The sequence below is a fragment of the Paragemmobacter kunshanensis genome, assembly GCF_011059185.1.
Taxonomy (GTDB): Bacteria; Pseudomonadota; Alphaproteobacteria; order Rhodobacterales; family Rhodobacteraceae; genus Paragemmobacter; species Paragemmobacter kunshanensis.
Genome location: NZ_JAALFE010000038.1, coordinates 1 through 18,025, shown reverse-complemented (window position 1 = coordinate 18,025; position 18,025 = coordinate 1). Strand labels below are relative to the sequence as shown.

At 67.4% G+C, this 18,025-nt stretch carries 17 protein-coding genes and 1 pseudogene; 8 read left to right on the top strand and 10 right to left on the bottom strand.

Features of this window, described 5'->3' with window-relative positions; translation table 11 throughout:
• Positions 1 to 79 precede the first annotated feature (79 nt).
• Together G5V65_RS20355 and G5V65_RS20350 are read left to right on the top strand one after the other, a co-directional pair.
• Positions 80 to 268, top strand: a pseudogene (locus tag G5V65_RS20355) (tryptophan 2,3-dioxygenase family protein); the annotation flags it as partial.
• 93 nt (positions 269 to 361) lie between these two features.
• Positions 362 to 1,201 carry a L,D-transpeptidase gene (locus G5V65_RS20350; RefSeq protein WP_241250678.1) on the top strand — a complete coding sequence of 280 codons (840 nt, stop codon included), beginning with the start codon at positions 362 to 364 and terminating at the stop codon, positions 1,199 to 1,201.
• A gap of 75 nt (positions 1,202 to 1,276) precedes the next feature.
• Here G5V65_RS20350 and G5V65_RS20345 read toward each other — a convergent pair whose 3' ends face one another.
• Together G5V65_RS20345 and G5V65_RS20340 are read right to left on the bottom strand one after the other, a co-directional pair.
• Complete coding sequence (locus G5V65_RS20345; RefSeq protein ID WP_165054082.1) at positions 1,277 to 1,966, bottom strand: D-lyxose/D-mannose family sugar isomerase; 690 nt, start codon at positions 1,964 to 1,966, stop codon at positions 1,277 to 1,279.
• Positions 1,967 to 1,999: 33 nt separating this feature from the next.
• Positions 2,000 to 3,340 carry an MATE family efflux transporter gene (locus tag G5V65_RS20340; protein WP_165054074.1) on the bottom strand — a complete coding sequence of 447 codons (1,341 nt, stop codon included), beginning with the start codon at positions 3,338 to 3,340 and terminating at the stop codon, positions 2,000 to 2,002.
• Positions 3,341 to 3,420: 80 nt separating this feature from the next.
• Here G5V65_RS20340 and G5V65_RS22765 point away from each other — a divergent pair, with 80 nt between their 5' ends.
• Entirely contained in the window at positions 3,421 to 4,059 is a 639-nt protein-coding gene (locus G5V65_RS22765) for a TetR/AcrR family transcriptional regulator (protein WP_165054071.1), read from the top strand.
• On the opposite strand, the gene G5V65_RS20330 is transcribed toward G5V65_RS22765, so the two are convergent.
• Positions 4,056 to 4,856, bottom strand: coding sequence for a gamma-glutamyl-gamma-aminobutyrate hydrolase family protein (locus G5V65_RS20330; RefSeq protein WP_165054069.1), 801 nt, complete (start codon positions 4,854 to 4,856; stop codon positions 4,056 to 4,058). The two genes, G5V65_RS22765 and G5V65_RS20330, sit on opposite strands and share 4 nt — an antisense overlap.
• Positions 4,857 to 5,099: 243 nt before the next feature.
• On the opposite strand from G5V65_RS20330, the gene copM reads away from it, so the two are divergent.
• On the top strand, positions 5,100 to 5,462 hold the full coding sequence (gene copM, locus G5V65_RS20325; protein ID WP_165054068.1) for a CopM family metallochaperone: 363 nt from the start codon (positions 5,100 to 5,102) through the stop codon (positions 5,460 to 5,462).
• Here copM and G5V65_RS20320 read toward each other — a convergent pair.
• Complete coding sequence (locus G5V65_RS20320) at positions 5,459 to 6,667, bottom strand: pyridoxal-phosphate-dependent aminotransferase family protein (protein ID WP_165054079.1); 1,209 nt, start codon at positions 6,665 to 6,667, stop codon at positions 5,459 to 5,461. The two genes, copM and G5V65_RS20320, sit on opposite strands and share 4 nt — an antisense overlap.
• A gap of 181 nt (positions 6,668 to 6,848) precedes the next feature.
• Between G5V65_RS20320 and G5V65_RS20315 the strand changes: the two genes are divergently transcribed.
• Positions 6,849 to 8,609, top strand: a complete 1,761-nt coding sequence (locus G5V65_RS20315; protein WP_394352263.1) for an ABC transporter ATP-binding protein — start codon at positions 6,849 to 6,851, stop codon at positions 8,607 to 8,609.
• A gap of 32 nt (positions 8,610 to 8,641) precedes the next feature.
• Entirely contained in the window at positions 8,642 to 9,433 is a 792-nt protein-coding gene (gene ygfZ / locus G5V65_RS20310) for a CAF17-like 4Fe-4S cluster assembly/insertion protein YgfZ (protein WP_165054066.1), read from the top strand.
• On the opposite strand, the gene G5V65_RS20305 is transcribed toward ygfZ, so the two are convergent.
• Both G5V65_RS20305 and efp read right to left on the bottom strand, forming a co-directional pair.
• Positions 9,397 to 10,173: a hypothetical protein gene (locus tag G5V65_RS20305; protein WP_165054064.1), complete on the bottom strand. Its 777-nt coding sequence runs from the start codon at positions 10,171 to 10,173 to the stop codon at positions 9,397 to 9,399. The genes ygfZ and G5V65_RS20305 overlap by 37 nt on opposite strands.
• A gap of 100 nt (positions 10,174 to 10,273) precedes the next feature.
• Positions 10,274 to 10,837, bottom strand: a complete 564-nt coding sequence (efp, locus tag G5V65_RS20300; protein ID WP_165054062.1) for an elongation factor P — start codon at positions 10,835 to 10,837, stop codon at positions 10,274 to 10,276.
• 220 nt (positions 10,838 to 11,057) lie between these two features.
• On the opposite strand from efp, the gene G5V65_RS20295 reads away from it, so the two are divergent.
• On the top strand, positions 11,058 to 11,384 hold the full coding sequence (locus tag G5V65_RS20295; protein ID WP_165054060.1) for a DUF6280 family protein: 327 nt from the start codon (positions 11,058 to 11,060) through the stop codon (positions 11,382 to 11,384).
• A 99-nt stretch (positions 11,385 to 11,483) separates the two neighbouring features.
• Here the strand turns inward: G5V65_RS20295 and G5V65_RS20290 are convergent, their stop codons facing one another.
• From G5V65_RS20290 to G5V65_RS20280, 3 genes are all read right to left on the bottom strand, one after another.
• Positions 11,484 to 12,665, bottom strand: coding sequence for a hypothetical protein (locus G5V65_RS20290; protein WP_165054049.1), 1,182 nt, complete (start codon positions 12,663 to 12,665; stop codon positions 11,484 to 11,486).
• A gap of 129 nt (positions 12,666 to 12,794) precedes the next feature.
• A complete protein-coding gene (locus tag G5V65_RS20285) occupies positions 12,795 to 14,156 on the bottom strand; it encodes a TolC family outer membrane protein (protein ID WP_165054058.1) in 1,362 nt (453 codons plus the stop codon).
• Positions 14,157 to 14,251: 95 nt separating this feature from the next.
• Complete coding sequence (locus G5V65_RS20280; protein WP_165054056.1) at positions 14,252 to 14,905, bottom strand: protein-L-isoaspartate O-methyltransferase family protein; 654 nt, start codon at positions 14,903 to 14,905, stop codon at positions 14,252 to 14,254.
• 200 nt (positions 14,906 to 15,105) lie between these two features.
• On the opposite strand from G5V65_RS20280, the gene G5V65_RS20275 reads away from it, so the two are divergent.
• On the top strand, positions 15,106 to 15,951 hold the full coding sequence (locus tag G5V65_RS20275) for a fumarylacetoacetate hydrolase family protein (protein ID WP_165054054.1): 846 nt from the start codon (positions 15,106 to 15,108) through the stop codon (positions 15,949 to 15,951).
• Between the two features lie 128 nt (positions 15,952 to 16,079).
• Here the strand turns inward: G5V65_RS20275 and dxs are convergent, their stop codons facing one another.
• Entirely contained in the window at positions 16,080 to 17,939 is a 1,860-nt protein-coding gene (gene dxs, locus G5V65_RS20270) for a 1-deoxy-D-xylulose-5-phosphate synthase (protein ID WP_165054052.1), read from the bottom strand.
• Positions 17,940 to 18,025: the final 86 nt, after the last annotated feature.

Here is an 18,025-nt window from a genome sequence, read left to right as displayed (position 1 = left end):
GCCGTCAACGCCATGATTTATATGCGAAATATCACGATTACGACAGCGAAATCAGCGACTTACTTGGAGAATGTGGGATGAACTGGCCGAGAAACTGGTGGATTTCGAGGATTACTTCCGCCGCTGGCGGTTCAACCATGTCACCACGGTGGAACGCGTGATCGGCTTCAAGCGCGGCACGGGGGGCACTTCGGGTGTGTCCTATCTGCGACGGATGCTGGAGGTTCAGCTCTTCCCCGAGCTGTGGCAGGTCCGGACAACGCTTTGATTCTTTGACGCAAGCGCTGCCTGCGGGTAAGTTGACGTCCGTAAACAGGTGCAGGTGCTGCTCGCCCTGCCGAACAGACGGACCCATTATTTCATGCGCGCCACATTGAATGCCTTCTGCAAGACGGTTCTGACACTGGGCCTTGCCGCCCTTCTTTCTGCCTGCGTGCATGAGGGCGGGATGTCCACGCCCACGGCAAAGCCCGGCGCCCCGAAAGAGGTGGAGGGGGCCTATCTGGCCACCAAGGACGCCAATATCGACATCCCCGCCCTGCCGGTGGAGGAAATCCCGCAGCAGTTCCGCCGCCAATCCGTCTATTTCGAGACGAATGAGGCGCCGGGGACGATCATCATCAACCCGTCGCAGCGCGTGCTGCATTATGTGACCGGCAAGAACCAGGCGCTGCGCTATGGCATCTCGGTCGGGCGGTCGGGCTTTGAATGGTCGGGCACGGCGGTGGTGACCGAGAAGAAACCCTGGCCCACCTGGACCCCGCCGAAAGAGATGATCGCCCGCGATCCGAAGCTGGCGAAGTGGAAGGATGGCCAGCCGGGCGGGCCCACGAACCCGCTGGGCGCGCGTGCGATCTACCTCACGACGAATGGCGTGGATTACGGCTATCGCATCCATGGCACGCCGGAATGGCGGTCGATCGGGCGCAATGCCTCGTCGGGGTGTATCCGAATGATCAACCAGGATGTGATCGACCTCTATAACCGCCTGCAGGGCGGCGAGAAGGTGGTCGTGCTGACGCGGGACGGGCAATATCCCACCCGGCTGAGCCTGCCGCCGCCGGCCCCGGTGAAGAAGGTGGAACCCGCCCCCGTGGTGGTGCCCGCCGCGATGCCCAGCTTCAACCCGCTGTTGCAGGGTGTGCCGCCGGCGCTGCAGGCGCCTGCCGCAACCACGACCACGACAACCACAGGCGGCTGAACGCCCGCGGATCGGGAATGGCAAGGGGCGCGCCGAGGGATCGGCGCGCCCTTTTCCTTTTGCCTGCGGGATGGGTCAGGCCAGCCAGCGATCGTAATCGGAAACCAGCAGATGCGTCGGCGCGACATCCTCTTCGATTTCGGAGAATCGGCCGATCTTCTTCGAGACGAAGACATTGTCGGTGACGTCGTCATTCACGGTCGACACCTCGCCGATCAGCACGTCGCCGCCCTCGCCCCAGAAGGCGTGCCAGTCGCCGGGCAGCAGGGTGACGCTTTCGCCGGGGGAAAGCAGGATCACCTCGCCCCCCTTGAAGGCGCGCGGCACGCCATCGCAATAGACCGTGCCACCTATCGTTTCGGAGAAACTTCCGTCCGGGTTCGACCCGTTCAGCCGCACCGCAAGCTTTGCCCCGCCCCGGTTGATGATGTCTTCGGCCTTGATCACATGGGTATGGCAGGGCGAATGCTGGTCCTTGCGCGAGATCAGCAGTTTCTCGGCATAGCACATGCCGCCGCCGCGCTGCAGATCGGCCAGGCGGCCATTGCGCAGGGTGAAGAGGAAGAGGCCCAGTTCATCAAAGGCCCCCTGCCCGTAATCGGTGATGTCCCAGCCCATGCGCGCCGTGATGATCGCCTGCGCCTGCCCTTTCCGCGCGCGGAATTCGTCGGGTGTCCAATAGGCGAAGGGCGGCAGGACAAAGCCGTGATGGCGGATCAGGTCATCCGCCGCTGCCATGATGTCATTGATGCGCGACCGTTTCATCCGCCCCTCCGCCTGCGTGACTGTCGCGCCCATCTAGACCGATGGACTTTGCGCCAACAAGGCCGTTCTGTGCCAGAACCGCAGGCAGAGCGCGGCCCCCGCGCCTGCCAGCGCAAGGATATAGCCTGCCCAGATGCCCGATGGCCCCATGCCGAGCCAATGCGCAAGGACATAGCCAAGCGGCAGCGCGACCGGCCAATAGGCGATGGCCGAAACCATGGCGGGCCAGGCGGTATCGGACAGGCCGCGCAGCGCGCCCAGCATGGCCGATTGCACCGCATCGCTGATCTGCATGGGCGCGAAGACAAGGAAGATCGCCGCCGCCACCGCCACCACCTGCGGATCATCCGTCACCAGACGCGCAATCGCCTCGCCCTGCAGGGCGAGCGTCACAGCCGCCGCCACCAGCCAGACCCCGGCCACCCCCACCGCCGCCAGCGCGATGGGGCGCAGCGCGTCCACATTGCCCGCCCCGCGTTCCTGGGCCACGCGGATCGCCACCGCCCCCGCCACGCCCATGGGCAGCATGTAGAGCAACCCTCCCACCGCCATGGCCACCTGATTGCCCGCCAGCGCCACCGTGCCGAAGGCGCCGATCATCAGGGTGGCCACGCTGACCGAGGCCGTCTCGACCACATACATCGCGCCAAGCGGCGCGCCTTCGCGGAAGGTCAGTCCCATCTCGCCCAGCGCGACCTGCCGCCTCAGGCGCAGGCGGCGCATGGAAGGGGCGCGCCGCCACCACAGGAAGGCCGCGCCAAGCGCGATGGTTTCGGCCAGGAAAGAGGCCAGCCCCGCCCCCGTCAGCCCCAGTTGCGGCAGCGGGCCAAGGCCCCAGATCAGCCCATAGTTCAGCGGCACGTTGATCGCGACGCCCAGAAAGGCGAAGGCGGTGCCAAGCCAGGGCCTGTCCACCGCCTCGAAGGCGGATTTGAAGACGGTGAGGATCGAGAAGGGGATGAGGAAGGCACAGATCCAGAACCAGTAGGCGCGCATCGCGCCCACCACCTCTTCGGGTTGGTGAAGAAGCGGCAGCAGCGGCCAGAGCGCGGCCATGAGCAGCGCCGATCCCACCCCCACCAGCGCGCCCAGCGCAAGGCCAGAGCGCAGGATGCCCGGGATCGCCCGCCCCTCGCCCGCGCCCCAGGCCGCCCCGATGCGCACCGAAAGCGCCGAGAGAAGCCCGTAGATCGCGGCATAGAACAGCACCGCCACCGCCCCGGTCAGCCCCACCGCCGCCAGGGGCACCGGGCCAAGGGGGGCCAGCATCAGCGAATCCGTCACCCCGATCAGGGTGCTGGCGGCAAGGCCCGTGACGATGGGCAGGGCCAGGCCCACGATGGCCGGCACCTCATGCCGGATCGCCCCGATCAACGCCCGCCCCCGCACTTGCCGCGCCCTTCCGTTTCACATACGATCCGTATGCGAAAATCCCTAACTCACATACAGGCCGTATGTCAATCCAGGCACAGACCCCCTCGCCCGCCGCCACCCACCGCCCGCAGGGCCGGGCCGAGGCCGCAGAACAGACGGCCGCGCGGCTTGTCGCCACGGCGCGCAGGGCCTTTGCCGCGCAGGGTTTCGCGCAGGTCTCGCTTGAGGCGCTGGCCGCCGAGGCGGGGGTGACGCGCGGCGCGCTGCACCATCATTTCCAGAACAAGGCGGGCCTCTTCGAGGCCGTCTTCCGCGCTGTCGATGCCGAGATCGGCGATGAGCTGGACAGGATCTATGAGGCCGAGGGCGATGCCTGGCGGGGGCTGATCGCCTGCTATCATGCCTATCTCGACCTTGCGCTGCGCCCGGACCGGGCGCGCATCCTGTTTCGCGACGCGCCCGCCGTCATGGGCGCGCGGGCGATGGGGATCCTGATGGAATCGGGCTTTGCCACCATCGTGGAAGATCTGGCCGGGCTGATCGCGCGGGGCCGCCTGCGGCCGCTTGATCCGGTCGCCGTGGCGCATGTCCTGAACGGGGCGGTGATGGCGCAGGCCCTGTGGCTGGCCACGGCCGAGGATGCAGGCGGGGCGCAGCGCCGGGCCGCGCATGACGCGCTGGCCGCGGTTTTTGACGGGCTGGTGGCGGAAGGGCGCTAGGCCCGGCGCGCCATGGCCGGCGCGGGCGCGGAGGCCCGGGCGCGGGCGTAATCGGCCACCGCCGCGCCGAAGGCGGTGAACAGCGGCCGCGACACCGGATCGCCCGCCGCGTTCCATTCCGGGTGCCACTGCACCGACAGGGTGAAGCCCGGCGCATCCTGCACATAGATCGCCTCGGGCGTGCCATCGGGGGCGAGGCCGTCGATCACGATTCCCCGGCCCGGCCGGGCGATGCCCTGCCCATGCAGGGTATTGGTCATCACCTCTTCGGCGCCCATCAGGCGGTGGAAGACCCCGTCCGGGGTGAAGCGGACGGGATGGCGCAGGGCGAATTTCTCTTCCATCGTGCCATCGGGGGGCATGCGGTGGTTCATCCGCCCCGGCAGATCGCGGATTTCCGGGTGAAGCGTGCCGCCCAGCGCCACATTCACCTCCTGAAACCCGCGGCAGATGCCGAGGAAGGGCTGCCCGCGATCAACGCAGGCGCGGATCAGCGGCAGCGTGATCGCATCGCGGCAACGGTCAAAGCAGCCATGGGCGGGGGTCTCTGCCTCGCCGTATTCGCTGGGATGGACATTCGGGCGCCCGCCCGTCAGCAGGAAGCCGTCGCAGAGATCCAGGAGTTCCGGCACCGACACGAAGCGCGGATCGGAGGGGATGATCAGCGGCAGGCAACCCGCCACCTGCGCCACCGCCTCGGAGTTCATGGTGCCGCCGGCATGGACGGGATATTCCTGATTGATCAGGTTCATGTTGCCGATGATGCCGACAACAGGTCTCCTCTGGGTCCGTGTCATGGGTTGCGCATGCCTCCGTCGGATCAAGGATAGGGGGCCGCGGCGCGCCTGCAAAGGCCCCAGGCGACATATCCCTGTGCAGGGATGCAGCCTGTGGGTGCGAAAGCGGCAATGACGGGGCGCAAAGCGGGCAAATTCATCCCCCGGCAAGGTCACGATGGCGTGACTTGCCTTCCCCTTGCGGGAAGGTTGCAGGGTGTCAGCCCTGAAGACCTGGCCCAAAGACCCGGAAGGAGCCGACCGATGACCCGCAGCCTTGCCCTGATCCTTGCCCTTCTGTCCCCCCTGCCCCTGCTGGCGCAGGAAAGCGGGCATGATGCCCATGCAGGCCATGCGATGATGGGGGAGGAAACCCCCGCGACCATGGCCTTCATGGAGGCGAATGCCCGCATGCATCAGGGGATGGACATTCCCTTTTCCGGCAAGGCGGATGTGGATTTCATCCGCGGCATGATCCCCCATCACGAAGGCGCGGTGGATATGGCGCGCATCGTGCTGGAACATGGGAGCGACCCGGAGGTTCGAAAGCTCGCCCAAGGGATCATCGCCGCACAGGAGGCCGAGATTGCCTGGATGCGGGACTGGCTGGCGAGGAACGGCGGTTAACCCGCCGCCTTTCCCACCACCTGCGCTGCGGCGGCGAGACCGCCCGCGCCGAAGGGGATGCCAAGCGCCACCATCCCCGCCTCCATCACCGCCAGCGCGCCCAGCGTCATATGGGCATTCACATGCCCCATATGCGCCACCCGCAGGAAGCCGTGATAGGCGGGATCGCCCGCCGGGGCCATGCCAAGGCCGATGCCCAGCGTGACGCCCGCCTTGTGTTCCGTCCAGTCGCGCAGGCGCGTCGCATGGGGCGCGCCGAAGCGGGCCGCCGTGACAGACCGGCCCCGATGGGCGGGATCGGCCACGTTCAGCCCGATTTCGGGGTTGCCCGCCTGCCAGCAGTCGAAGGCCGCCCAGACGGCGCGGGCCAGCACGTCATGGCGATGCCAGACAGAGGGAAGACCCTCTTCCTCGAGGATCATGGTCAGGCTTTCGCGCAGGCCGAACAGGTGATGCGTGGGCGCAGTGCCGTTCCAGTACTGCCAGAACTCGCCCGCATCGGCGCGCGGCGTCCAGTCCCAGTAGGGCGTGCGCAGATCCGATGCGCGGCAGCGGTCGCGGGCCTTTTCCGAGAACCAGACAAAGCCGATGCCCGGCGGCACCATCAGCCCCTTCTGGCTGGCCGCCACCATCACATCGACGCCCCACTCGTCCATGCGGAATTCGTCACAGGCCAGCGAGGCGATGCAATCCACCGCCAGAAGGGCGGGATGGCCCACCGCATCCATCACCGCGCGCAGGGCGGGAATGTCGGTCCGGACGGTGCTGGCGGTATCGACATGGGTGGTCAGCACGGCCTTGAAGCGGTGCCCCCTGTCCTCCCGCAGCGCGGCCTCCACCCTTGCGAAATCGACGGGGGAGGATTTGCCGAAATCCAGCACCTCCACCTCGACCCCCAGCGCGCGCACCGATTCCGCCCAGGACAGGCCGAACCGCCCCGTCGCCAGCACAAGCGCGCGATCCCCGCGCGAGAAGAGGTTCATGTTCGCCGCTTCCCAGACGCCATGACCATTGGCGATATAGAGCGCCACGTTCTGCGTGGTCCCCGCCACGCGCCGCAGGTCGGGCCAGAGCGTTTCGACCATTTCCGGCAGCTTGCCTTCATAGATGTTGGGAGCGGCGCGATGCATGGCCGCAAGCACCCTGTCGGGCATGACCGAGGGGCCGGGAATGGCAAGATAGGGGCGGCCTTGGGCAAGGGTCATCATCGTCTCCGCGATTGCGCCTGCCATGGCTATGCCCGGCGCGGGGCAAGGTCAACCAAGGCCCCGCCGCTTGCCGCATCTCAGCAATCGCGCTAGTGACGGGATCGAAGGCCCCCGCGCGGGCCGCAAGCAAAGGCCCCGCCGCCCCGTGCCCGAATCCGACACCCCGCAAGGACAGCCCATCGACAGGACCGGCGACGGCGATCCGCGCTATGCCTCGCGCCCGCTGTTCGGGCGGCTTTGGGCGGGCTATCTGCGGCCGCATGTCTGGCTGATGGTGATGGCCTTCGTCGTCATGTCGATCGAGGGCAGCACGCTGGGCCTGCTGTCCTGGATGATCCAGCCGCTGTTCGACAGCGTCTTCGCCCCGGGCGGAGAGACCTCGCTGATCTGGGTCGGGCTGGCCATTCTGGGCCTGTTCCTGCTGCGGGCCACGACGACGGTGGTGTCGCGGTCGCTTCTGACGATCATCTCGGTGCGGATCGCTTCGGCCATGCAGGTGGACATGCTGCGCCACATCCTGAAACAGTCGGGCGGGTTCTTCCAGCGCCACCCTCCCGGCGCGCTGATGGACCGGGTGCAGGGCGACACGGCCGCGGTGCAGGGCATCTGGCAGACGGTGATCGTGGCGGCGGGCCGCGATGTGGTGGCGCTGGTGGGGCTGTTCGCCGTGGCCATCGGGATCGACTGGCGCTGGACGCTGGCCGCCCTGGTGGGGGCGCCGCTGCTGATCGTGCCGTCGGTGGTGCTGCAACGCTATCTGCGGCGCAAGTCGGCGCAGATGCGCGATGCCGCCGCCGCCCGCTCTACCCGGCTGGACGAGATCTTTCATGGCGTGAACGCGATCAAGCTGAACCGGCAGGAAGACTATCAGACCGGGCGCTTCATGCAGGTGCTGCGCCTGCTCAACCGGGCCTATTCCAAGGCCATCGTGGCCGCCCAGACCATGCCCGCCATGATCGACATCGTGACGGGGGTGGGCTTTTTCGCCGTGCTGATGCTGGGCGGGCGCGAAGTGGCCGAAGGGGAACGGACGGTGGGCGAGTTCATGTCCTTCTTCACGGCCATGACGCTGACCTTTCAGCCGATCCGGCGGCTGGGGGAACTGGCGGGAACCTGGCAGATCGCGGCGGCAAGCCTGGAGCGCATCTTCCGCCTGCTGGACACCGATACCGCCGAGACGCGCCCTGCCCGGGGGGCCGCCCTGCCCCCCGGCGTGCCCGGCATCGCCTTCGAGGGGGTGCGCTTTGCCTATCCCGGCGTGCCGGTGCTGGATGACCTGTCCTTCACCGCCGAGGCCGGGAAGATGACCGCCATCGTTGGCCCTTCGGGCGCGGGGAAGAGTACGGTCTTCCATCTGCTGACGGGGCTTGCCGAGCCGGATGCCGGGGTGATCCGCATCGGCGGGCAGGATGCCCGCGGCCTGAGCCTTGCCGACCAGCGCGCGCTGTTCGCCACCGTGTCGCAGGATACCGCCTTGTTCGACGAATCCCTGCGCGAGAATATACTGATGGGGCGCGAGGGGATCGCCCCCGCGCGGCTGGAGGCGGTGCTGCGCGCCGCGCATCTGGGCGATGTCGTGGCGGGCCTGCCCGCGGGCATCGAAAGCCCGGCAGGACCGCGCGGATCGGCCCTGTCGGGGGGGCAGCGCCAGCGCGTGGCCATTGCCCGCGCGCTGATCGCCGATGCGCCGGTGCTGTTGCTGGACGAGGCGACCTCTGCGCTTGATGCCCAGGCCGAGGCGGCGGTGGCGGCGGCGCTGGCCGAACGCGCGCAGGGGCGCACGACGCTGGTGATCGCGCATCGCCTGTCGACGGTGCGCGAGGCGGACAAGATCATCGTGATGGACAAGGGCCGCGTGATCGAGGAAGGCCGCCATGACGAGCTGATCGCAAGGGGCGGGCTTTACGCGGGGCTGCATGCATTGCAGTTCAAGGGCTGACGCCTATCTTGCAGGCAGGAATGGGGGCGGCGATGCAGGGCGAAGCGGCGGCGGATCGGCGGGTTGTGGCGGTGGAGGGCGCGGATGCGCTGCCCTTCCTGCAGGGGCTTGTGTCGAATGACGTGCTGCCCCTTGGCAAGGGGCCGGGCATCGTCTGGGCCGCGCTCCTGACGCCGCAGGGCAAGTATCTGGCGGATTTCTTCATCGCCCGGCAGGGCGACGCCCTGCTTCTGGACCTGCCCGAGGCGGTGGCCGAGGCCACCTTGCGCCGGCTGACCATGTATCGCCTGCGCGCCGATGTGCGGCTTGCGCCCTCGGCCCTGCATGTGCAGCGCGGGCTGGGCGATGCGCCCCCGGATGCCCTGCCCGATCCGCGCCATCCGGCGCTTGGCTGGCGGCGCTATGGGGTTGAGGCGGGCACCGCGCCCCGGATCGACTGGGACGCGATCCGCGTGGCCCATGTCATCCCCGAGACGGGCAGCGAATTGATCGTCGATGACAGCTATATCCTCGAATCCGGCTTTGAACGCCTGCATGGCGTCGATTTCCGCAAGGGCTGCTATGTCGGGCAGGAAGTCACCGCCCGGATGAAGCACAAGACCGAATTGCGCAAGGGCCTTGCCCGCGTCCGCATCACCGGCGAGGCCGGATACGGCACCGAGATCACGGCGGAGGACAAGCCTGCGGGCACTCTCCTTACCCGATCAGGCGACCGCGCCATCGCCTATCTGCGGCTGGACCGGGCGACCGGGCCGATGCAGGCGGGCGCGGCGGCGGTGGAGCTGGATCAATCCCCCGACGCGGCGGCCATCGTCCAGCCGTAAGTCGCGGCGAAATGCTCCTCCAGCGCGGCGACGACCAGATCATTGCCGCCCTGCCGGTTGAAGGCGCGCCACAGGCTGGGGCCGCCGCGCGAGATTTCGGCCAGCGCTTCCCCCTGCCCCACGGCCTGCGCGCGGATGCCGATGCGCGCCGCATGCCAGCGCAGCCAAAGGTCATCCGCCGTGGGCGCGATCGCCTGCGCGGTGGCGATGTCCAGCACCTCCTCCGGGAAGTCGCGGCCTGAATACAGAACCCCGTCCTTGCCGATGGGCAGCACATGCAGCGCGGGTGCCTCTGGCAATGCCGCCCCGAACCAGCGGCCATAGCCCGCGACGCGGCCGCGCCGCAGCACGATGGGATGGGCCGTCCAGCCCGTCACCGCCCCCGTCGCCTGCCGCCCCGCGATCAGCCGCGCCAGCCAGCCCTGCGGATAGAGCGTGTCGTCATCCGCCGTGACCACCCATCGGTCGCTGCCCAGATGATCGGCCAGCCAGGGCAGGATCTTGCGGTAGGGCCCCGTATTCTCGACCCAGGCCACCTGCACCCGCGCGCCATCCACCAGCGCGGCCAGATCGGCGGGCAGGTCGCCGATCCCTTCATCCAGCAGCCAGGCCCCGCGCGACAGATGGATCAGCACCCGCGCAGGCGCAGGGTTCTGCGCCAGAAGCGAGGCCACGACCGGAGCCAGCCGCCCGATGCGGGGGCTGATGGAGGTCAGGCTTATGTCGATCTCGGGCACCATTCACGCATCCCCCCACAATCGCCCAACCATGGCCCAGCCCCGCGCAAAGGAAAAGGGCCAGCCCCTGCGGGCCGGCCCCTTCGCCGACGGATCGGCCCGTTCAGGCGCGTTCGGAATATTCCATGAATTCGGTATGGACGATGATTTCCTCATCCGGGCCGATGAAGGGCGGGATCATGATCCGCACGCCATTATCAAGGATGGCAGGCTTGAAGCTGTTCGCCGCCGTCTGCCCCTTGACCACCGGCTCTGTCTCCACGATCCGGCATTTCACCTTTTGCGGCAGGGTCACGGCCAGCGCCTCGTCGCCATAGTAACGGATCGTGGCCGTCATCCCGTCCTGCAGGAAGGGCCGCCGGTCGCCCAGAAGTTCGGCATCCAGCTCGATCTGTTCGTAGGTCTCGCTGTCCATGAAGACCAGCCGCCCGTCGGTTTCATAGAGGAACTGCTGGTCCTTGTTCTCCAGCCGCACCTCTTCGACCTTGTCTTCCGACCGGAAACGTTCGTTCAGCTTGCGCCCGTCGCGGAGGTTCTTCAGCTCCACCTGCGCGAAGGCGCCGCCCTTGCCGGGCTTCACATGGTTGGCCTTCACCGCAGCCCAAAGCCCGCCGTCATGTTCCAGCACCATGCCGGGCTTGATTTCGTTACCGTTGATCTTGGGCATGGGGGATATCCGGATTGTGGCGGAAAGGTTGATAATTCGTGACGGGTGCCTATATCTCGCTGGCTGATCCGAGGCAAGCCGACGATATATTGTATGGATACAGGAAAGTTATGCGGCAAATGCATGGCAGTCCTGTTAAAAGGACAATACCGAATCGTGACCAATCGGTCATATTCGCCGGACGCCAGAAAAGACAAGACAAGAACAGGAAGACGACGAGATGCTCGATTTCGTTGATGGCACCGCCTTCAATTACGAACAAGGCCAGCGGGCGCGCAAGCTTTTCGCTGCCGTGGTCCTTGCCGCGCTGGATGATGCAATCGCGGATGACAAGAAATACGGCAACGGGCCGGAACAGATTGCCCGCTGGGCGCGGTCGCGCGACGGGCGCGAAGTGCTGTCCTGCGCCGGGATCGACCCGAACGAGCGTGTGGTGAAGGGCCTGATGGATTTCGTGGCAAAAGGCGTGCGCACCTCGGTCGCGCTGTCGCGCGAGGAATCCGAACGCCGCCACGCGCTGGAAGCCGATCAGGCCGAAGCCGCCTGATCATCCCCGGCCCGCCGGAATGGAAAAACGCGCCCCGTGGGGCGCGTTTTGCATTGGATCATCCGGCACCTTCCCTTGGGGAAAGCGCGCCGCCGCGCCCTATTCGAAATCGCGCACGGCCAGCGCCCGGGCGATTTCCGAACGGACCAGCTTGCGCACATTGCGCGTGATGCGTTCGCCCAGCGCGCCCTGCAATTCCTCGCGGATGATGTCGCGCACCAGATCGCGCAGCATTTCCTCGTCGAAGGCGCGGTCGTCGTGATCGTCATCGTCGAAGCGCGCAAAGACCGACGCTTCGGCCTTGTCTTCCAGTTCGCGGCGGATCTGCGCCTCGGCCGCATCGGCCCAGCCTGCATCGCGCGGGGGTTCCTGCGCGGCCCTTGCCGCCCCCGAAGCAGAGGTGGCCGCCGCCGCAAGCCCAGCCCCGGCCAGCGCTGCATCCGCCAGCGGATCCGACATCACCTCATCCAGCGCCTGATCCAGCGCCTCCTGTTCCATCCGCGCCCATTCCGGCGCATCGGCCCCGTCTTCCCCGACGATCTCGATGGTCATTGCGGCATCCTCGCTCTGCGCGGAAGCCGACATCCGGTCGATCGAGACGGGGTCGATACCGGCCCAGCCGGGATCTTCGCCGCCACGGTCCGGGGCGACCATGTCAGGCTCGCCGGGGGCGGCCCAATCCTCGGTCGGCCAGGCATCGCCGGACTCATCCGTTTCCACATCACTCGTTACAGCGGTCAGCCCAGGCGCGACCCCGGCTTCGGGCCGGGAGGCAGGCCTCTCGGGCAGGTCGAACGCCATGGGGGCGGGTTCGGGCGGGGTGATATCCTCGGCCGCGATCCAGTCCGACGCGAATTCGGCGGGCGGTTCCGACGGGGCCTCCCAATCGGATTCCTCCAGCCCGCGCGCGACCTGATCCATCACCGCATCGACGCGCGCCGTCGCGCCGGCATGGCGGACGGAATGAAAGGCGGGGGCAGGATCGGCCGGTGCCTCGGCGGCATCGGGGATTGCGGCCTCCTCCTCCTCCTCCGATCCCGGCGCGATGCGCAGGGCGGGGGTCAGGATCAGCTTGTCAGCCTGAAGCGCATCCTCGGCAGGCGGGGCCATCGGCGCGGTCGGCGCAACCGGGGCGACCGTCGCCGCCACGTCTGCGGGCGCGGGGGCCGGAGCCGCCGGTTGGGCCGCAGCCCGGGCCGCGGGACGCTGTTCATCCGACACAAGGCGCCGGATGGATGACAGCACATCCTCGATATCGACGGAATTCAACCGCTCGGACATTTCGGGTCGAACCTCCTCGGCAAGGCCATTGCTCGGGCGAATCTATCGCCCACAACCGCGACGATATCAAGGAACACGCGCAGGCGCGAAGCCCTTGCGCCCTGCCCCGTGTCCGGAAAGACAAAGCGATCAGTCGCCGATCTTGTCCAGGATGCGCTGCAGCTTCTTGCCCTGCACGCTGGTCACCGGGGCATTCTTCACCGCATTGTAGTAAAGCGCGGGATCATAGACCGGCACCCCGAGATTGAGGTGTTCGACCGACAGAAGCCCCATCGTGGCCAGCAGGTTGTAGACCCCCACATAGCGCTGCGCCTCGGCCTGCAGCTTGGTCGCCCGGGCGTCGAGCAGTTCCTGCTCGGCGTTCAGCACATCCAGCGTGGTGCGCGCGCCCAGCGTCGCCTCTTCGCGCACGCCGTCAAAGGCCGTCTGCGCCGCCTGCACCTGCAGGCTGCCCGCCTGGATCGAGGCCGCCGCCACCTGCAGGCCCGACCAGGCATTGCCCACATTCTCGCCCACGGTGATGGTGGTCTGCAACAGGTTGGCCTCGGCGGCTTCCTTGTTGGCCAGCGCCTGCCGATGGCCCGAAGACAGCGCCCCCCCGGAATAGAGCGTCTGGTTGAACGACATCGTCAGGCTGTCGCGGCGGACGTCCTGATCCAGCCCCTGGCTGATCCCGGCATCAAGGTTGATCGTGGGCCGCATCGCGGCCTTGGTCGCCTCGACGCCCAGCTGGGCCACCGTCACCTGACGCTGGGCCTGCAGGATGCTGGGATGGCCGCGCAACGCGATCATCCGCGCCTCGTCCAGCGAACGGGCGGTCTTGGGCAGGGGCGGCAGCCCGGCCAGATTGCCCGGATAGGCCCCGGTCACGGCGCGATAGCGCTCGCGCGCCACCTGGAAATCGCCCTGCGCCGCGGCAAGGCCGGACCGCGCCGCGGCCAGCCGCGCCTCGGCGATGGCCACATCGGTGCGCGTCACCTCGCCCACATCGAACCGGTCCTGCGCGGCGCGCAGTTCCTGCCCGATCAGCCGCACGTTGGATTGCCGCAGCGCCACGATCTCGGCCTGCAGGCGCACATCGACAAAGGCGCTGACCGCAGAGAGCAGCACCTGCGCCTCAAGCCCCTTCAGCGCCTCGCGCGTGGCAAGCACGGTTTCCTTGGCGATCTCCACGCCCAGCCGGTTGCGCCCGAAATCGAAAAGCGTCCATTGCGCGGCCAGGGTGAAGGTGCTTTGCAGCGTGTCGCTGCCCGCGATATCGGGGCTGGTATTGCTGTTCTGCGCGCTGGCCACGAAGCTGACCACCGGGCGCAGCCGCGCCACGGCCTGGGCCACGTCTTCATCGGCGGCGCGGAGCAGCGCCTCGTTCTGATCCAGCAGCTTGGAGTTCCGGTAGGACGAGGCCAGCGCATCCGCCAGGGTCTCGGCCTGCAGGGCGGGGGCGGAAAGACCGGCCACCACTGTCGCAATCACTGCAAGAATTCCACGCATCGCCAACCTGCCTATCCGCCTCGGGCGTGAAGACCGCCCTTTTGCCTGTCGCCGACCCGGCGCCCGCAAGGGGGCCGGATCCGACGATGATCACCTCAAAGAACGAAACCGCGCGAGGCGGCAAATCCCGGCAGGACCGGAGCCGAGGCGTTGAAAGCCTGCCGCCAGGAGACCACGCCATCAATCTTGTAGCCGATCCGCGCCGTGCCGAGCGCCCCTTCCATGAAGACCGCCCCGATGCGGCCGCCTTCCTTCAACTGGTCCAGCAAGGCCTGCGGCACGACCTCGACCCCGCCCTGCAGCGTGATCACGTCAAAGGGGGCATGGCGGGCGTCGCCCGCGGCCAGCGCGCCCACCACAACGGCGGCATTGTCCACGCCTTCGGCCGACAGGGTGCGCTGCGCCTCGGCGGCCAGATCGGCATCCTCCTCGACCGCCACGACGGCATCGCAGAGGCGGGCGATCACCGCCGTCGAATAGCCCAGCCCGCAGCCCAGATCGAGGACCAGTTCCCCCGGCTGGATATCCAGCGCATCCAGCAACTTGGCCAGTGTGCGCGGTTCCAGCACGACACGGCCGGGCGCGATGTCGATATTCTCGCCCATATAGGCCGCCTCGCGCCGCGCCGAAGGCACGAAAACCTCACGCGGGACAGAGAGCATGGCCTCGATGATCGGGAACTTGGTCACGTCCGAAGGGCGCACCTGCGTATCCACCATCATCACACGCCGGGTTGCAAAGTCGCTCATCGTCTGAACTCATCCGTCTAGAAGCTGTCGGAAACTGTCTGCCACACTTCCCCAAGGGGGGCAACGGCCCAAAGCCTGCGCTGCTGCGCAGAGGTTGCGCCCTGTCGTCGCGGCGACACGCGCCCGCAGGGCGCGATCCGCGGGGTTGCAAATGCCGCGCGTCCGGGTTTCCCTGCCCCGGCATGTTCAGGGAGGACAAGATGAAACTGTTGCGCGTGGGACCGGCCGGGGCGGAAGTGCCGGCGATCATGGATGCAGAAGGCCGCCTGCGCAGCCTTGCGGGGATCGTGCCCGACATCGCGGGGGACACCCTGCTGCCCGAAGGCCTGGCCGCGCTGCGCGCGCTTGACCCGGCCCGTCTGCCCGAACTGCCCGCAGACAGCCGCATCGGCCCCTGCGTGGGCCAGATCGGCAAGTTCATCTGCATCGGCCTGAACTATGCCGACCATGCCGCGGAATCGAACCTGCCCGTCCCGCCCGAACCGGTGATCTTCCTCAAGGCCAATTCCGCCATCATCGGGCCGAATGACGATGTGCTGATCCCGCGCGGATCGAAGAAGACGGATTGGGAAGTGGAACTGGGCGTCGTCATCGGCAAGAGGGCCAGCTATGTGACCGAGGCAGAGGCGATGGAGCACGTCGCGGGCTATTGCGTGATCAACGACGTGTCGGAACGCGAATACCAGATCGAACGCGCGGGCACCTGGGACAAGGGCAAGGGCTGCGACACTTTCGGCCCCATCGGCCCCTGGCTGGTGACCGCCGATGACGTGCCCGATCCGCAGAACCTGTCGATGTGGCTGGAGGTGGACGGGCATCGCTATCAGAACGGCTCGACCCGGACGATGGTCTATGGCGTGCGCCATCTGGTGCATTACGTCAGCCAGTTCATGACGCTGCATCCGGGCGATGTGATCTCGACCGGCACCCCGCCCGGCGTTGGCATGGGCGTCAAGCCTGCCCCGGTCTATCTGAAGGGCGGCGAGGTGATGCGTCTGGGGATCGAGGGCCTGGGCGAACAGACCCAGCGCGTGGGTCACGCCTGAGCGCAAGGATTTTCTGCGACAATCCTTGCTGGTGATCCTTCTGCGAAGGATCGGGGTTCCCAATGGGAACCCCCCGATTTTTCGCAGAAAAATCGCTCTCAAAAATTTTTCGGTGAAAAATTTTTGCCTCAGACCACCCGCAGTCCCGGACGCGCTGCGCCACGTCCCAGCGCCTGCTTTACCCGCACCGCGATATCCTTCGCCGTCAGCCCGGCCCATGCATACATCTCGGCCGGGCTGCCCTGATCGATGAAGCGGTCGGGCAGCGTCATCGTGCGGATCGCGCGGCCCTTTTCCAGCCCGCCGGAATTGGCCAGATGGTGCAGCACCAGCGCACCGAAGCCGCCGGTCGCCCCCGTCTCCAGCGTGATCAGCGCGGGGTGATCCTCGATCAGAAGGTCGATCAGCCCGGTATCCAGGGGCTTTGCGAAACGGGCATCGGCGACAGTCACCGAAATCCCCTCGGCCTCCAGCAGTTCCGCCGCTGCCAAAGCCTCGGCCAGATGCGCGCCGTAGGAGAGGATCGCCGCATCCGACCCCACCTTCATCACCCGCCCCTTGCCGATCTCCAAGGGCACACCCCGCGCGGGCAGGTCCACGCCCATCCCCTCGCCCCGGGGGTAACGGAAGGCAATCGGCCCCTCGTCATGCGCAATCGCCGTGGCAACCATATGCACCAGATCCGCCTCATCCCCCGCCGCCATGACGGTGAAGCCCGGCAGGTTGGCCAGGAAGCCGATGTCGAAGGCCCCCGCATGGGTCGCCCCGTCCTGCCCCACCAGCCCCGCCCGGTCGATGGCGAACCGCACGGGCAGGCCCTGCAGCGCCACGTCATGCACGATCTGGTCATAGCCCCGTTGCAGGAAGGTGGAATAGATCGCGCAGACCGGCCGCAGCCCCGATGCCGCCATGGCCGCCGCCATCGTGACGCCATGCTGCTCGGCAATCCCCACATCGAAGACCCGGGCCGCAAAGCGCCGCGCCATGATGTCCAGCCCCGTCCCCGAGGGCATCGCCGCCGTGATCGCCACCACGCGCGGATCGCGGGCGGCCTCTTCCGTCAGCGCAGTCCCGAACACGCTGGTATAGGCCGGCGCGTTCGATTTCGCCTTCGCCTGCTCGCCTGTCAGCGGATCGAATTTCGACACGCCATGATACTTGTCCGCACTGTTCTCTGCCGGGGCAAAGCCCTTGCCCTTCACCGTCACCGCATGGATCAGCACTGGCCCCGTCGCCCGCGCCCGCGCCGCCCGCAGCGTGGCCAGCACCTGCCCCATGTCATGCCCGTCAATGGGACCGACATAGGAAAAGCCCAACTCCTCGAACAATGTGCCGCCGCCGGGCATCCCCGTCACCAACTGCCGCGCCCGCCGCGCACCGTCGCGCATGGGTCCGGGCAGATGCGACTCGAACTCTTCCGCCGCTGCCTTGAACAGCGCAAGCGGCCCCTTGGCCGCGATCTCGTTGAGGTATTTGGACAACGCCCCCACGGGCGGCGCGATGCTCATGTCATTGTCGTTCAGGATCACGAAGAGCCGCTTGCCCAGATGGCCCGCATGGTTCATCGCCTCATAGGCCATTCCGGCGGTGATCGCCCCGTCGCCGATGACGGCGATGGTATCGCCCACCGGCATCCCCATGTCCCGCCCTACGGCAAAGCCCAGCGCGGCCGAGATGGAGGTCGAGGAATGCGCCGCCCCGAACGGGTCATATTCGCTTTCCGACCGCTTGGTGAAGCCCGACACCCCCCCGCCCTGCCGCAGCGTCGACATCCGGTCGCGCCGCCCCGTCAGGATCTTGTGCGGATAGCACTGATGCCCCACGTCCCAGATCAGCTTGTCGCGCGGCGTGTCGAAGACCGCATGGATGGCGACGGTCAGCTCCACCACCCCCAGCGACGATCCCAGATGCCCGCCCGTGCGGCTGACCACCTCGATCGTCTCGCGCCGCAACTCATGGGCAAGGCGCGCCAGATCGGCGTCCCCCATCCCCTTCAGCCCACATTCTCCAAGTAAGTCGCTGATTTCGCTGTCGTAATCGTGATATTTCGCATATAAATCATGGCGTTGACGGC

What these genes read in the sequence shown, in the direction of transcription:
- G5V65_RS22765 (WP_165054071.1), top strand. Translation starts at nt 3,421, where the DNA reads ATGTCAATCCAGGCACAGACCCCCTCGCCCGCCGCCACCCACCGCCCG.
- G5V65_RS20320 (WP_165054079.1), bottom strand. Translation starts at nt 6,667, where the DNA reads ATGACCCTTGCCCAAGGCCGCCCCTATCTTGCCATTCCCGGCCCCTCG.
- G5V65_RS20305 (WP_165054064.1), bottom strand. Translation starts at nt 10,173, where the DNA reads ATGGTGCCCGAGATCGACATAAGCCTGACCTCCATCAGCCCCCGCATC.
- G5V65_RS20345 (WP_165054082.1), bottom strand. Translation starts at nt 1,966, where the DNA reads ATGAAACGGTCGCGCATCAATGACATCATGGCAGCGGCGGATGACCTG.
- copM (WP_165054068.1), top strand. Translation starts at nt 5,100, where the DNA reads ATGACCCGCAGCCTTGCCCTGATCCTTGCCCTTCTGTCCCCCCTGCCC.
- G5V65_RS20295 (WP_165054060.1), top strand. Translation starts at nt 11,058, where the DNA reads ATGCTCGATTTCGTTGATGGCACCGCCTTCAATTACGAACAAGGCCAG.
- G5V65_RS20330 (WP_165054069.1), bottom strand. Translation starts at nt 4,856, where the DNA reads ATGACACGGACCCAGAGGAGACCTGTTGTCGGCATCATCGGCAACATG.
- G5V65_RS20285 (WP_165054058.1), bottom strand. Translation starts at nt 14,156, where the DNA reads ATGCGTGGAATTCTTGCAGTGATTGCGACAGTGGTGGCCGGTCTTTCC.
- dxs (WP_165054052.1), bottom strand. Translation starts at nt 17,939, where the DNA reads ATGGGGGACGCCGATCTGGCGCGCCTTGCCCATGAGTTGCGGCGCGAG.
- G5V65_RS20275 (WP_165054054.1), top strand. Translation starts at nt 15,106, where the DNA reads ATGAAACTGTTGCGCGTGGGACCGGCCGGGGCGGAAGTGCCGGCGATC.
- efp (WP_165054062.1), bottom strand. Translation starts at nt 10,837, where the DNA reads ATGCCCAAGATCAACGGTAACGAAATCAAGCCCGGCATGGTGCTGGAA.
- G5V65_RS20350 (WP_241250678.1), top strand. Translation starts at nt 362, where the DNA reads ATGCGCGCCACATTGAATGCCTTCTGCAAGACGGTTCTGACACTGGGC.
- G5V65_RS20290 (WP_165054049.1), bottom strand. Translation starts at nt 12,665, where the DNA reads ATGTCCGAGCGGTTGAATTCCGTCGATATCGAGGATGTGCTGTCATCC.
- ygfZ (WP_165054066.1), top strand. Translation starts at nt 8,642, where the DNA reads ATGCAGGGCGAAGCGGCGGCGGATCGGCGGGTTGTGGCGGTGGAGGGC.
- G5V65_RS20280 (WP_165054056.1), bottom strand. Translation starts at nt 14,905, where the DNA reads ATGAGCGACTTTGCAACCCGGCGTGTGATGATGGTGGATACGCAGGTG.